The sequence below is a fragment of the Burkholderia sp. Bp8994 genome (assembly GCF_003853805.1).
Lineage (GTDB): Bacteria > Pseudomonadota > Gammaproteobacteria > Burkholderiales > Burkholderiaceae > Burkholderia.
In genome coordinates this window covers 288,575-302,566 of sequence record NZ_QTQH01000002.1, presented here as the reverse complement: position 1 = coordinate 302,566, position 13,992 = coordinate 288,575, and the positions used below count along the sequence as shown (strand labels likewise).

15 protein-coding genes are annotated in these 13,992 nt (G+C 68.7%); 4 read left to right on the top strand and 11 right to left on the bottom strand.

Features of this window, described 5'->3' with window-relative positions:
- Positions 1-6: 6 nt before the first annotated feature.
- A complete protein-coding gene (locus tag DIE04_RS03295; RefSeq protein WP_124485333.1) occupies positions 7-459 on the bottom strand; it encodes a type II toxin-antitoxin system RatA family toxin in 453 nt (150 codons plus the stop codon).
- Positions 460-643: 184 nt separating this feature from the next.
- Here DIE04_RS03295 and DIE04_RS03290 point away from each other — a divergent pair, with 184 nt between their 5' ends.
- Positions 644-1,684, top strand: coding sequence for a bifunctional nicotinamide-nucleotide adenylyltransferase/Nudix hydroxylase (locus tag DIE04_RS03290; protein WP_124522403.1), 1,041 nt, complete (start codon positions 644-646; stop codon positions 1,682-1,684).
- A 74-nt stretch (positions 1,685-1,758) separates the two neighbouring features.
- Positions 1,759-3,192, top strand: coding sequence for a nicotinate phosphoribosyltransferase (locus DIE04_RS03285; RefSeq protein WP_124522401.1), 1,434 nt, complete (start codon positions 1,759-1,761; stop codon positions 3,190-3,192).
- Between the two features lie 52 nt (positions 3,193-3,244).
- Here DIE04_RS03285 and DIE04_RS03280 read toward each other — a convergent pair whose 3' ends face one another.
- The gene (locus tag DIE04_RS03280) at positions 3,245-4,111 is read right to left on the bottom strand and encodes an NmrA family NAD(P)-binding protein (RefSeq protein WP_124522399.1); all 867 of its coding nucleotides are present in this window, start codon (positions 4,109-4,111) and stop codon (positions 3,245-3,247) included.
- Between the two features lie 177 nt (positions 4,112-4,288).
- On the opposite strand from DIE04_RS03280, the gene DIE04_RS03275 reads away from it, so the two are divergent.
- Positions 4,289-5,197, top strand: a complete 909-nt coding sequence (locus DIE04_RS03275; protein ID WP_124522463.1) for a LysR family transcriptional regulator — start codon at positions 4,289-4,291, stop codon at positions 5,195-5,197.
- A 15-nt stretch (positions 5,198-5,212) separates the two neighbouring features.
- Here DIE04_RS03275 and DIE04_RS03270 read toward each other — a convergent pair whose 3' ends face one another.
- Positions 5,213-6,691 carry a PLP-dependent aminotransferase family protein gene (locus tag DIE04_RS03270; protein ID WP_124522397.1) on the bottom strand — a complete coding sequence of 493 codons (1,479 nt, stop codon included), beginning with the start codon at positions 6,689-6,691 and terminating at the stop codon, positions 5,213-5,215.
- Between the two features lie 125 nt (positions 6,692-6,816).
- Between DIE04_RS03270 and DIE04_RS03265 the strand changes: the two genes are divergently transcribed.
- Positions 6,817-7,704: a DMT family transporter gene (locus DIE04_RS03265; protein WP_124485338.1), complete on the top strand. Its 888-nt coding sequence runs from the start codon at positions 6,817-6,819 to the stop codon at positions 7,702-7,704.
- A gap of 67 nt (positions 7,705-7,771) precedes the next feature.
- On the opposite strand, the gene DIE04_RS03260 is transcribed toward DIE04_RS03265, so the two are convergent.
- The 8 genes from DIE04_RS03260 to DIE04_RS03225 all read right to left on the bottom strand — a co-directional run bounded on the left by DIE04_RS03260 (position 7,772) and on the right by DIE04_RS03225 (position 13,813).
- Positions 7,772-8,389, bottom strand: coding sequence for a hypothetical protein (locus DIE04_RS03260; protein WP_044848965.1), 618 nt, complete (start codon positions 8,387-8,389; stop codon positions 7,772-7,774).
- A gap of 70 nt (positions 8,390-8,459) precedes the next feature.
- On the bottom strand, positions 8,460-9,077 hold the full coding sequence (locus tag DIE04_RS03255) for a hypothetical protein (RefSeq protein ID WP_044848966.1): 618 nt from the start codon (positions 9,075-9,077) through the stop codon (positions 8,460-8,462).
- 111 nt (positions 9,078-9,188) lie between these two features.
- A complete protein-coding gene (locus tag DIE04_RS03250; RefSeq protein ID WP_124522395.1) occupies positions 9,189-9,809 on the bottom strand; it encodes a hypothetical protein in 621 nt (206 codons plus the stop codon).
- The gene (locus tag DIE04_RS03245; RefSeq protein WP_044848968.1) at positions 9,806-10,348 is read right to left on the bottom strand and encodes a hypothetical protein; all 543 of its coding nucleotides are present in this window, start codon (positions 10,346-10,348) and stop codon (positions 9,806-9,808) included. The genes DIE04_RS03250 and DIE04_RS03245 overlap by 4 nt, the downstream gene beginning before the upstream one ends.
- Before the next feature lie 55 nt (positions 10,349-10,403).
- Complete coding sequence (locus DIE04_RS03240; RefSeq protein ID WP_124522393.1) at positions 10,404-11,540, bottom strand: poly(3-hydroxybutyrate) depolymerase; 1,137 nt, start codon at positions 11,538-11,540, stop codon at positions 10,404-10,406.
- Positions 11,541-11,706: 166 nt separating this feature from the next.
- Positions 11,707-12,153 carry a lysozyme gene (locus DIE04_RS03235; protein ID WP_124522391.1) on the bottom strand — a complete coding sequence of 149 codons (447 nt, stop codon included), beginning with the start codon at positions 12,151-12,153 and terminating at the stop codon, positions 11,707-11,709.
- Positions 12,137-13,105: a DUF2589 domain-containing protein gene (locus DIE04_RS30010; protein WP_260426315.1), complete on the bottom strand. Its 969-nt coding sequence runs from the start codon at positions 13,103-13,105 to the stop codon at positions 12,137-12,139. Before DIE04_RS30010 ends, DIE04_RS03235 begins: the two co-directional genes overlap by 17 nt.
- Positions 13,106-13,120: 15 nt before the next feature.
- On the bottom strand, positions 13,121-13,813 hold the full coding sequence (locus DIE04_RS03225) for a DUF2589 domain-containing protein (RefSeq protein ID WP_124485342.1): 693 nt from the start codon (positions 13,811-13,813) through the stop codon (positions 13,121-13,123).
- Positions 13,814-13,992 lie beyond the last annotated feature (179 nt).

The window sequence follows — 13,992 nt, the reverse complement described above, 5'->3', positions numbered from 1 at the left end:
CGCGCGTCAGCGCGGCAGCGCTTCGGCTTCGGCCCAACGCTTGAACGAGTCGAGACGCCGGCGCGTGTGCACGAGATAGAACGCGCCGATCAGCGGTTCGAGCAGCCAGCGCAGCCAGGACGGCTGCGCACGGAAGTGATACGTGAACTTCACTTCGGTCGTGCCCGGTGTGTGCTCGGTGAAATTCCAGCTGCCGCTGAAGCGTTCGAGCACCTTCGGCCCGTCGACCATTTCGACGGCCGCGACCTGCGGCGGACGGTACGAGATGTAGCGCGACACCATCGTCGCGCCCGACTGGCTGCGGCAGAACGCATCGACGCCGACGTCGGCCGTCATCCCGTCGGGCAGATACGCGTCGGCAAGGAAGCTGTCCCACACGAGCCGCCGCGCGTAGTCCTGCGACCACGTGAAGAGGCGTCTGCGATCGACGCCGACGATCCGGCTGACTGAGATCCTCATGATGGGTAGCAAGCGCAACGCTGTAATCGGGATGAAATCGAGTGTAACCCGCCAAAGCCGCGCAATTCTTCAGACTTCGTCAAGTCGAGCGCGCGCTCGATTGACCTTCTCCGGGAATTCCCCTACGATCGATTCCATGCCTTCGGGAAAGACCCGAAGCGTTTCAATCTCTTGAGGGAGCCTCATGAGTACGCAACAGAACCGGCGCTTCGACGCGCTCGTTTTCATTGGTCGTTTCCAGCCTCCGCATCGTGGTCACCTGAACGTGCTGAAGTCCGCACTGAGCCGGGCCGAGCGCGTATGCGTGCTGATCGGATCGACCGACAAGCCCCGCACCATCAAGGATCCGTTCTCGTTCGACGAGCGCCGCCAGATGCTGGCTTCGCTGCTCGAGCCGTCCGAGCGCGAGCGCGTGACGGTCGCGCCCGTGCAGGATTCGACGTACAACGACGGCGACTGGGTGCGCTGGGTGCAGGATGCCGTGGCCGCCTCGCTCGGCGACGTCGCGCAGCGCAGGGTCGGGCTGATCGGCCACGAGAAGGACGCCACGTCGTATTACCTGCGGATGTTCCCGCAATGGGAGCTCGTCGACGTCGATGCGACCGAAGACATCTCCGCCACCGAAATCCGCGATCAGTATTTCGCCGAACGCACCAACAGCTTCGTGCAATGGGCCGTGCCGGAACCGGTGTTCGGCTGGCTCGAACGCTTTCGCACGCAGCCGGCATTCGCGCAGCTGAAGGCCGAGGCCGAATTCATCGCCGGCTATCGCAAGGCGTGGTCGGCCGCACCGTATCCGGTCACGTTCGTGACGGTCGACGCGGTGGTCGTGCACTCGGGCCATCTCCTGCTCGTGCGCCGGCGCAGCGAACCGGGCCGCGGCCTGTGGGCGCTGCCGGGCGGGTTCGTGAACCAGGACGAACGGCTCGACGCGGCCTGCATCCGCGAACTGCGCGAGGAGACCGGCCTGAAGCTGCCGGAGCCCGTGCTGCGCGGCTCGATCAAGGATCGCCAGGTATTCGATCATCCGACCCGCTCGCTGCGCGGCCGCACGATCACGCACGCATGCCTGTTCAACTTCCCGACCGGCGAGTTGCCGCGCGTGAAGGGCAGCGACGACGCCGACAAGGCGCGCTGGGTGCCGCTCAACGAATTCGCGCAGATGCGCAACGTGATGTTCGAGGATCACTTCGAGATCGCGTATCACTTCCTGGGGAAGCTGTGACACGCTGATTCCCCGGATTCCGGTCCGCCGCGACAGACGCGGCGGCACTTCAACGGCCTAGAGGAGCTCTAGCCATGCAAAACGATCCCGGCGGCTTTGCCGCGGTTCTCGCCAATCCGATCCTCAACACGGATTCGTACAAGGCTTCCCACTTCCTGCAATACCCGCCCGACGCGCAGGCGATGTTCTCGTACGTCGAGTCGCGCGGCGGCCGCTATGACCGCACGCTGTTCTTCGGCCTGCAGATGCTGCTGAAGGAATATCTGTGCCGGCCGGTCACGCACGCGATGATCGACGACGCGCGCGATTTCTTCGCGGTGCACGGCGAGCCGTTCAACGAGGACGGCTGGCGTCATGTCGTCGAGCACTACGACGGCTACCTGCCCGTGAGGATCCGCGCGGTGCCCGAAGGATCGATCGTGCCCGTGCGCAATGTGCTGATGACCGTCGAATGCGACGACCCGAAGGTGTTCTGGCTCGCGTCGTATCTGGAGACGATGCTGCTGCGCGTGTGGTACCCGGTGACGGTCGCGACGCGCAGCTGGCACCTGCGCCAGACGATCCGCCGCTTTCTCGAGAAGACCGACGACGATCTCGCGCAGCTGCCGTTCAAGCTGCACGACTTCGGCGCGCGCGGCGTATCGAGCGCGGAGTCGGCCGCGATCGGCGGCGCGGCACACCTCGTGAGCTTCATGGGTTCGGACACGGTGCTCGGCGTGCTGGCCGCGAACCGCTTCTATCGCGAGCCGATGGCCGCGTACTCGGTGCCCGCGGCCGAGCACAGCACGATCACGTCGTGGGGGCGTGAGCACGAAGCCGATGCGTACCGGAACATGATCGCTCGCTTCGGTTTGCCCGGCGCGATCGTGTCGGTCGTGTCGGACTCCTATGATCTGTTCGCCGCGCTTGAACTGTGGGGCGGCCCGCTGCGCCAGGCGGTGATCGATTCGGGCGCGACGGTCGTCGTGCGTCCCGATTCGGGCGACCCGGTGAAGATCGTGCTGCAGACCGTGCGCGCGCTCGACGCTTCGTTCGGCTCGTCCGTGAACGGCAAGGGACGGCGCGTGCTGAATCGCGTGCGCGTGATTCAGGGCGACGGTGTCGACGAGTTGTCGATCGACGCGATCCTGTCCGCACTCGACGACGCGGGTTATGCGGCCGGCAACGTCGTGTTCGGGATGGGCGGCGCGCTGCTGCAGCAGGTGAATCGCGACACGCAGCGCTTCGCGATGAAGTGCTCGGCGATCCGGCGCGGCGACGTGTGGCACGGCGTGAGCAAGGATCCGGTTACCGATCCGGGCAAGCGCTCGAAGCAGGGCCGGCTCACGTTGCTGCGCAATCGGCGCACGGGAGAATACCGGACGGTGACGCTGCCGGTCGCATGGGACGATCGCGCGCTGGAAGGCGAGTGGGATGACGCGCTCGAAACGGTGTTCGATACCGGGAAAATGCTGGTCGATACGACGTTCGCCGAGGTGCGGGCGAGGGCGCACGCAGGGGAGGCGTGATCGGGCGACCGGGGCGGCGGCGTGGCAACGTCAGCCGCCACCCCGGTCGCGCTCAGGCGACGCGGGCGACGAGGGCGTGCAGCACGGCGTCCGCGTCGATTTCTCCTCGAACGACATCCGCGCGCGCCGACTCGAAGTCGATCCAGCCCTCGTTGAAGCCGTCGAGCATGCGCATGCGCGGCTCGGGGTGGCACATCCGCTGCGCATCGAACAGCGCCGCCCACGTGCTGCGCGGCACGGCTTCGGCGCGCACCGGGCGCCCGAACACGCGGGTGAACGCGTTCGCGAGGTCGTTCGGGCTGACCCGCCGGGGCCCTTCGAGTTCGACGATGCGTGCGCCGGTCCATTCGTCCTGTAGCAGCGCGGCCGCCGTCCGGCCGACATCTTCGGTTGCGACCATCGGCACCGGCTTGTCGAGCGGCTGGAGAAAGCTGTAGATGACGCCGGCGTCGCGTGCGGTTGCTACGTCCCACGCGGCATTTTCGAGGAACCACGCGGGGCGCAGGAACGTGACGGGTATCGGCAAGTCGTCGAACGCCTGTTCGATCATCGTCAGTTGCGTCAGCAGATTCACCTGCGTCGCCTGCGCGCCGATCGTCGACAGACAGACGACCTTGCGTGGCCGAGCGGTGCGCAATGCCGCACCGACGGCATCGATGACGGCGCGCGTTTCGGGGAATCCCGGCGCCGGATCGAAGCATGGCGGCAGCAGGACGAAGACGCCATCCGTGTTCGAGAAGGCCGTCGTCAGCGCGGCGGTGTCGGTCATCTCGGCAAGTGCAACATCGCAGCCGCGCGCGACCCACGGCGCGGCGCGATCCGCGGTGCGCGCGACGGCGCGCACGGGCCGGCCGGCCGCGAGCAGCGTTCGGGCGAGCGCGCCGCCGACCTGTCCGGTGATACCGGTAATGGCATACATGGTTTGAAATCCTCATCGAGAAGGGAGCGGGCGCGCCGAAAGATGCGGGCGCCGGAACTGCATGCCGCGTTCGGGCTTGCCGTCGCGATGCATCGGGTTGCATGATAGGAGGCGACGATTCCTGATGGAATCGAATCCATGTCATTTGATTGGTGATTGTTTGTCATGAATGAAATCCTGGGGATCGACGGGCGGATTCTGGCGAACGTGGGCGTGCTGGCCGCGATCGTCGAAAGCGGCAGCTTCGCGCGCGCGGCCGACGCACTCGGCTTGTCGCCGTCCGGCGTCAGCCGGGCCGTGGGCCGGCTCGAGGCGCGCGTCGGCGTGCGGCTGCTCGATCGCACGACGCGCTCGGTTACGCTGACGGACGAAGGGCGCCGCCTGTACGAAGAGATCGGTCCGCTGCTCGCCGGCATCGGCGATGCGGTGACGCTGGCCGCCGGCTCGGCCGCCGCCGTGCGCGGCAGATTGCGCGTGAACGTCGACGCGTATTTCTCGCGGCGGGTGCTCGCGCCGCACCTTCCGGCGTTGCTTGCACGCCATCCCGATCTGTCGCTGGAACTGGCCGCGCGCGAGCAGCTCGGCGATCTGGTAGCCGACGGATTCGACGTTGCGGTGCGGTTTGGCGAGCCGCCGTCGTCGTCGCTGGTGGCGCGCAAACTGCTGGAGACGCGCGCGGTGACGGTCGCCGCGCCCGCCTACGTGAAACGGCACGGGCGTCCTGCGGCGCCGGCCGATCTCGCGGGCCATGCGTGCATCCAGATGCGCAACACGCTGACCGGCCAGCCGCTCGAATGGATCTATCAGCTCGGCCGCAAGCGCGTGCCGGTCAGGACGACGGGCAGGCTGCTCGTCAACGACGCCGGCACGATGCTCGGTGCATGTCTGGCCGGTGTGGGCATCGCACGCTTCAAGGCGAGCGGGGTAGCGGGCTTGATCGAGCAGGGGCGGCTCGTCGAGCTGCTCGCGGATTGGCGCGGCGAGGCATTTCCGCTGTTTGCCTACTATCCGTCGCGTCACCTGCCGCCCGCGAAGGTGCGGGCGTTCGTCGATTTCGTCGCGGAGATCGTGGCGACCGGCAAGTAGCGCGCTCGCCCGCCGTCAACGTTCGCCGGCGAGCGCGCGCCCGTTCGTGTCCGGCTGCGCGATCGCGTGCTCCGACATCCGCGCCGCCTCCATCGCCCGCCCGAGCGCATCGAACACCGCCGGCCCCTTGCAGCGCGACACGTTGAAGCGCATGAACGACGTCGCGCCGTGCGACGCACTGAACACGTTGCCCGGCGCGAGCACCACATCGTGGTCGAGCGCATGGCGCGCGACGCGCGCGGCATCGAGCCCGTCGGGCAGCTCGGCCCACACGAACAACCCGCCGCGCGGTTCCGTCCAGATCCCGAGCCCGGCGCGCGCGAGCCGCCGGATCGTTTCGCCCATCGCATCGGCCAACTGCATACGCAGGCCGTCGAGATGGCGCCGGTAGGTGCCGTCGACCAGCAGCCGGTGCACGACGTTCGCGCCGATCTGCGCATTGCCGAACGACGTCGCGAGCTTCAGGTCGACGAGCGCGTCGATCCATTCGGGGCGCGCGGCGATGTAGCCGCAGCGGATCGCGGCCGACAGCGTCTTCGAGAAGCTGCCGATCGACACGACGCGCGAGAGCCCGTCGAATGCCGCGAGGCGCGGCGCGGGCGTGCTTTCGAAATCCGCGAAGATGTCGTCCTCGACGATCAGCAGGCCGTGCTCGGCCGCGAGCGTGAGCAACCGGTGCGCGATCGGCGGCGCGAGCGTCGCGCCGGTCGGGTTGTGCAGCGCCGCGTTCGTGATGTACAGGCGCGGCCGGTGTTCGGCGAGCACCTGCTCGAAGCGCGCGAGATCGGGGCCGTTCGGCGTGTACGGCACGCTGACGATCCGTGCGCGATGCGCGCGCAGCAGCGCCTGGAAGTTGAAGTAGCAAGGATCGTCGAGCACGACGGTGTCGCCCGGCTCCAGCAGCAGCCGGCACACGAGATCGAGCGCGTGCGTGCCGCCGTCGGTCAGCATGATCTGCGCGGGCTCCGCATGAACGCCGTGCTGCGCGAGCCGCCATGCGAGCTGCTGGCGCAACGCGGGCAGCCCGAGCGGTGTCGCGTAGTCGGTCAGTGCGTCGGGTTCGTCGCGCGACACCGCACGCAGCGCACGTCGCAGGCTCTCGTCCGGCAGCCACGACGACGGCAGCCAGCCGCAACCGGGTTTCACCGAGCCGGGCGCCGCCTCGAGCGCCTGGCGCGACAGCCACAGCGGATCGAGTTCGCGATCGAGGCGCGGGCCGAGTTCGGCGAGCGCGAGCGGCGGCGCGTGGCCCGACACGTAGAAGCCAGAGCCGCGCCGTGCGACGAGCACGCCTTCGCTCGCGAGCCGCTCGTACGCATCGACGACGGTCGATTTCGACACGTGCAGCGCGTCGGCCATCATCCGGATCGACGGCACGCGCGCGCCGGGCATCAGCGCGCGACTCGCGATCCGCGCGCGCAGCGTGTCCATCACGGTTTCCACGCGCGTGCGCGACGGCGCGGGCGGAGCAGGGTCTTGCAGGGAACGGCTCATGGCGGGGGGAACTGTACGGCCGGTTGTCCAGTACAGTTTGTCAGAATTGTATTGGGCTGTAGCTTACGCGCTTTTCGCGGGCGGCGGATCATCGGTCATCCACCTTGTTCCGACCAGGATTTCCCGTGCAAAAGACGACCGACGGATGGCTCAGCGGCCTGCTGGGCGTGATCATCTTCAGTGGCTCGCTGCCCGCGACGCGCATCGCGGTGCAGGGGCTCGACCCGCTGTTCCTCACGTTCGCGCGCGCGACGATCGCCGGCGTGCTCGGCCTGATCCTGCTCGTCGCGCTGAAGCAGAAGCGGCCGACGCGTGTCGAGACCGCGTCGCTCATCGTCGTCGCGCTCGGGGTCGTGGTCGGTTTTCCGCTGCTGACCGCGCTCGCGCTCAAGCACGTGACGTCCGCGCATGCGATCGTGTTCGTCGGGCTGCTGCCGCTCGCGACCGCGCTGTTCGGCGTCTGGCGCGGCGGCGAACGGCCGCGGCTGCCGTTCTGGGTCTTCTCGCTGGTCGGCAGCGGCGCGGTGGCCGCGTTCGCGCTGCGCAACGGCGGTCGAGCGTCGGTGGCGGGCGATGCGCTGATGCTGGCCGCGATCGTCGCGTGCGGGCTCGGCTATGCGGAAGGCGCGCGACTGTCGCGCCAGCTCGGCGGCTGGCAGGTGATCTCGTGGGCGCTCGTGCTGTCGCTGCCGGTGATGCTGCCGCTCACGTGGTTCACGTGGCCCGCGACGTTCGACGGCGTCGACGCCGCCGCGCTGTGGGGGCTCGCATACGTGTCGCTGTTCAGCATGCTGATCGGCTTCGTGTTCTGGTATCGCGGCCTCGCGCTCGGCGGGATCGCGGGCGTCGGCCAGTTGCAGCTGCTGCAGCCGTTCTTCGGTTTCCTGCTCGCGGCCGGGCTGCTGCACGAGACGGTGCCGCCGTCGATGCTCGTCGTGACGGTCGTGGTCGTCGGCTGCGTGGCCGGGGCGAAGTATTTCTCGAAGATGGCGCCGGTGCGGCGCGCGGGCTGATTCACGCGCGGAGCGGTCGCGCGACGACGTGACGGGTGCCGCCCGTGCGCCGTCGCGCGTGCGCCGTTTACCCCATCACCACGTTCGCGAGCCGGAACTGGTACGCGGTCGCGGTCGTGCCGCCACCGCCGCCCGTCATCACGATGTCGGCGCTCTTGATGCCGAGCAGCGACAGTTCGGTGTTGATGTCGGACAGCACGGCCGAATTCATCACCGCGCCCTGTTCGATCTGCGACGCGGTGCCGATCCACAGCGTCGGCTTGAACTCGAACACGGCCTTCTGGCCCGGCACGATCCCCGTCTTGTGCGCGAGCAACCGGTTGTCCTTGAAGACCGACGCGGTGATCGCTCCCTGGCTCAGGTCGTTGCGCAGCTGGATCTCGCGCGACGTCGGGGCGGGGCCGGCGAGCGCGAGCACGTTGCCCGACGTCGAGCGCGACACGTTGAAGACCTGTCCATTGTCCGCGCGCTTTTGCGGCATGTAGTTGCCGTCGGCATCGCTCGCGGAGACGGTCGTCAACAACGGGAACACGAACGGATGGTTGTCGCCGCGCCCGCAGTTGGTGATGACCTTCCACGCGATCGCGAGCTCGTCGAAGTCCGTCGACACGTTCTTCTGGAAGATCACGATCTGGCTGTTGTTGACGTCGTTCGACAGGTTGACGAAGTTGAGATTGATGTCCATGAGTCACCTTGATTCGATTCGGATAACTGATTGAACGGGCGCCGGCCGTGCATCGCCGGCGCACGGACCGTTACGCCATCACCACGTTTTCCAGCCGGAACGTGAACGGCGTCGAGCGCGGGCCGGGGCCGCCGCCGGTCATCACGATGTCGGCGCTCGCGATGCCGAGCAGCGACAGTTCCGTGTTGATGTCGGAGATCACCGCGGAATTCATCAGCGCGCCCTGTTCGATCTGCGACGCGACACCGATCCAGATCGTCGGCTTGAACTGGAACACCGCCTTCTGGCCCGGCGCGACGGAGGTCTTGCGCGCGAGCGCGTTGCCGTCCTTGTAGATCGTCGCGTTGATCGCACCGGCCGGCAGGTCGTTGCGCACCTGCACCTCGGAGCTCGCGCCCGGGTCGCCGCCGAGCTGCAGCACGTCGCCCGAGCTGGAGCGCACGACCTGGAACACCTGGCCGTTCGCCGCGACCTGCTGCGGCATGTAGTTGCCCCAGCTGTCGCTCGCGCTCACGCTCATCGTCATCGGGAACTTGAACGGATGGTTGTCGCCCTGGCCGCAATTGCGGATCACCTTCCACGCGATCGCGAGTTCGTCGAAGTCGGTCGCCACGTTCTTCTGGAAGATCACGACGCTCGAGTTGTTGGCGTCGTTCGAGCGGTTGATCAGGTTCAGTTGGATATCCACGTCGTTGCTCCTTGAGTTTGAAAAAACGGCAGTCGGTCTGCCGCACACCTTTCCCGCCGGCCCGGCCGCGAAGCCGTGCCGTCAAGCCGGTTCAAGCCGTGTCGGGCGGCACTACGCGCGCACGATGTGTTCGAGCGCGAACGCGAACGGCTGCGCGTCGGTGCCGGTGCCGCCGCCCGTCATCACGATGTCGGCCGCGGCTACGCCCGCCAGCGGCAGCATCGTGTTCGCGCTCGACATCACCGCCGCGTGCAGTGCGCGGCTTTCCTGTATCTGCGACGCCACGCCGATCCACAGCGTCGGCGTGAAGCGGAACACCGCCTTCTGCCCGGGCGCGACCGCTTCCTTCACCGCGATCAGCCGGCCCGCGCTGAACGCGTTGACGTTCACGGCGCCGCGCCGCAGCCGATTGACGACTTCGATGTCGCCGCCCGGCGCGTCGGCCGGGTCGGGCACGAGCCGGCCGCGTCCGGTCGGCTGCGCGTCGATCACGAAGCGCACGCCGGCGGGCGCCGTGACGCGCGGCGAGAAGTTGCCGTGCTCGTCGCCGAGCGCGACGTCGATGTCGGTCGAGTAGTCGAACGGATGGAAGCAGTCGTGTCCGCAATAACGGATCACCTTCCACGCGATCGCGAACGTATCCAGATCGGGGATCACGTCGCGCTGGAACAGCACGACCTCGCTGTTGCCGCAGTCGTTCGAGCGGTTCACGAAGCGGAGCTTGATGTTCATGATGCTTGCTCCTCATCCGGCGTGCCGCGTTCGTCGCGCAGCGTGCGGTCGGCCCACTGCGCGAGCGCGGGCGCGACGCCGTTCGCGAGCGACGCGACGTGCAGCGCATGCGCACGCGCCTGCGCCTGCAGGTCGCCGGCGAAGCGCCCGAGCGCCATCGCGGCATCGGCCGGGCCGCGCGTGCGGCCGAGATCGTCGAGGTATTGCGCGGCCGCGTCGGCCATCGCGCCCGCGTGCTGGAGGTGGCTCTGCGTGAAGCGCGTCGCGAGATCCGCGTTCAGGGCCGCCAGCTCCTTGACCGCGGCGGCCGAACTGCCGAGCCCGAACCGTTCGAGCTGGCCGCGCCACAATGCGTCGGTCGCGGCCTGGCATGCATCCGTGTAGCGATGGCCGGCGAGCAGCGCGGTGTGCGCGAACGCGCGCCACGCGGGGCTGGCGGACGTGCCGCCGGTGCCGGTCGTCTGCGCGGCGAGCTTGCCGAACAGCTGGAGCGCGTCGGCGTGCGCGCGTTCCCATTGGGCGATGAACGTGGAGAACATGGCGATTCCTCGTGAAGAAGGGGCGATGACGGCGCGACGGCAGCCGCTACGCGGATTACCGACGCGCGGCGCCGAGGCGCTGCACCATTTGCATCACGGCGGCCATCTGCGGCGCGTCGCGGCGGTAGAAGCCGGGTTGGAGCGGATCGGTGCTCGTATAGCCCCAGAAATCCCAGCAGCCGAGCGGATTGACGGCCGATTTCTCGACCTGCGGATACAGCACGATCAGCCGGTTCGTGTCGGCGATCTCGTTGTAGCCGACGCCGCGAATCATCCGCTCGCCGACGGTCGCGACGTTCTGCACGCAGCCGTGGAACACCACGTGCACCGCGCAGGTCGCGCGTTCGCAATCGGCCGGCACGTACGCGTAGCCCGTATCGCCGAGCGACGCGCGGCGCTGCGGATCGAACGCGCGCTGGTCGAACGCCAGCAGCTTGCCGCCAGCCTGCGCGGCGGGCGCGTTGAGCGGCTTGTCGGGCGTGCCGTAGATCCAGCGTACGATGTCGTGCGCCTGTTGAAAGCCGCAGTTGTCGATATACGGGCTCGCGTTCGCACTGCATGTGTTGTCCTCGGGGCGGTTCGTGATGAACGCATGCCCGGCGTCCTGCGATTGGCGATACTGAAGGTTCGCGGCCGGAACCTGCGCGAGTGTGTAGAAGCGCGCGGTCTGGTCGACGACGCGCGTGAACACCACCGTATCCTTCGCCCCACTGAACACGTAGATGCGTTGGCCGCGCAGGTTGGCCGGATCGTCGATCTCGTCGCGCTGCGCGAACGTGCGCGCGGCGCGCCATGCGTCGGCCGCGGAGGGCGCGGGGCCGATCGGCTGCATGCACAGCGTGGTCGCGGCCACCGCCGGCGGGATCAGCGCGTTCGCGCCCGCGCAATAGAACGGCCCGCCCGCGACGATGCCCGCGCCGATCAGCCGGCTCGAGAACGCGACGTCGAACTGCGCGGCCATGAAGCCGCCGGACGACAGCCCCGACACCGACGTGCGCTGCAGGTCGGCGCCGTATGCGGGCAACGGATCGGCGGGGGCGGCGAGCGCGGCGTGCGGCGCGAGCGCAGCCAGGGCGGCAACGGCAACGGTGGCGGTGACGGCGGCGCAAGCGGCGCCCAGCGCGCGGCGCACTACGTGCGAGCGGGTGGTGCGGGGCAGCGTCGTGCGGCCGGGCGAGCGGGTGACGTTCATGCGGGGCTCCTGTCGTGACGAGTGGTGAATGGCAAGGGTTGTAACGGTACGGATGCAGCAAGACTTCAGCGACGGTTTCAGCTTACGGGCAGCCGACGCGCTGCGAAATGGCGCGAACGACACGCACGACGACCCGTGACGTTCGGCCGGTGCGGCGTCACGGCGCTCACGACAGAAACAGCGCGCGCTCGGCCTGGCGGCGCTTCGTGAGGCCAGCGAGCGGCTTGCCACCGGCCTTGTTCCAGACGAGGAACTGGTCGGCCGCCCGCGCGCTCGCGCCGGCGTTCAGGTAGCGCAGCAAGGTCGACGAGCGCAGCCGTCCGGCGCCGAGGTTGAAGACGAACGACATCAGCGCATCGAACTGCTGCTGCGTGACCGGCACGCGCAACAGCTTGCGCAGGTTCAGCTCGGCGCCGCGCAGGTCATGCCGCAGCAGCGCCTCCGCTTCGGCCGGCGTCAGCGGGCGCGTGAAGCGCTCGTTCGGCAGGATCAGGTGCCCGTAGCCGATCGTCGGCTTGCCGACCGCGTCGAGATAGCGTGCGAGCCGCAGCCCCTCGAACTGCTTGATCAGCGCGATGCCTTGCTCGCCGGTGCGTTCAGGCTGGTTCGCCATCGTCGTTCTCCTTGCTGCCCGGCCGTGCGCGCGGCACCAGGCGATGCGTGTATTCGTCGATCACGCGCATGATCGCTTCGGGCGGCGGCAGCGCCGCGAACTGCATTTCGATGTCGATGTGCTCGGTGTCGCGCTGCCGCGCACTGCCCGGCGCGGCGTCCTTCTTCTCCGAGCGCGGCGCGAACGTCACGTAGAAGCGGCCGCGCTGGTCGTCGTTGCCCGAGATGCCGCCGGCCGGCAGCGCCTCGGTGAAGTCGCCGCGCACGGTCAGGTGCACGACCATCCGGTCGAGCGCGAGCCCGCGCGGCGTGGCGAGCGCGACGAGCGGCACCGGCATCGTGTGCTCCGCGTCGAGTGCGACCGTGACCTCGCGCGGCGCGAGCAGGCCGTCGTCGCGCAGATCGAAGAACTGGTCGAGCACGGCGGTGTACTGGTGCGCGAGCAACTGGTTCGCGGCGGCGGCCGCGTGCTGCATCCCGCGTGCGATCTCGTCGAGCGCGATGCCGCGCGGCGGCGGGCGTTCGTCGTCGGCCGGGGCGCCGGGCGGTGGCGTGGGCGGCGCGGGTGGCGTAGGCGGCGTCGGCGTAGCGGGTGGTGTCGGCGGAGCGGGCGACACAGGCGCAGCGGGCGGCAAGCCGCCGGTCGATGCGCCGGCCGCGGCGGCCGGGGCGTCATTTACGCCCGACGCGGCGCCGGCCGGCCAGCCGGCGGCATCGGGCGTCGCGTGGCGCGCCGGATCGACACCTGCCGCCGCCGGCGCTGCGTCGCCCGTGCCGGCGACCGCGTCCGGGCCCGCGCCGGCGACCGCGCCGCTACGGCCTGCCACCGCCCCGGCCGCCGGCGGGACCGGCCCGTCCGGTTCCTGCCGGGCGGTGCCGCCACCCGGACGCGCATCCGCGTCGTCGTGCCCGCCGCCGCCCGCGCGACGCGACCGTCTGAAGAGCCTGAACATGGCCGGTCCGCGCGCTTACGCGTGCGCCGGCTGCTGGGCGCCCGCATCGGCTCCGGCCGGCGCGGCCGCCTTGCCGCCGGCACCCGACGCATCCCCGACCAGCTTGCCGTCGGTCGGCGTCGCCGGCAGCGGCTTCACGTCCTTCGCGTTGCCTTCGGTGACGACCGGCTTGGTCGCGGCCTCGGTCAGGAAGTCGATCACGCGCATCAGCGCTTCGGGCGGCGACTGGCGCTTCACCTGTGTATGGATCGAGTATTTCGCGCGCGTGTCGGTGCTGCGCGTCTGCTCCGCCTTGTGCGACACGCGCCCGGACACGCTGACGCTGATCGGCCCCCAGCCGAACTTCGCCTGGAATTCGCCGCCGGCTTCGGTCGACGACGACGACTTCTCCGACTGCGTGATCTCCATCTCGAAGTCGATCGTGCCTTCCTCGATCGCGATGATCGGATGGACGATCGCCGCGAGCAGCGGGATGCGCATCGTCTTCTGCACGACGCCTTTCGACACGCCGCTTTCGTCCACCAGCGTCTCGTCGTAGTCGAACTGGACGGCCACGGCCTTGCCTCCCTGGATGCAGACCTGCATCAGGAAATCCGCGTAGCTCTTTGCGGCCTGCGTCTGCGCGCTGATCATCGCCTTTAACGGGCCGGCGATCATTTGGTCCATGGGTAAAGCGTTAATCACCGAGCCAATGAAATTCGCGTCCATGAATAAACTCCTCTTCGTGTTGAAGACAACGGAAATTCGCTGTCGTTATTCACATTAGGAAATTGAAGACGTTTACCAAATATGACGTCCGTCACGTCCGGCGGCCCGGGCCGGCCCGCGGCGGGCATCGATACGCGCGGCGGGGCGCGGCGTGGACGAATTAGGCCATTCGTCACGGA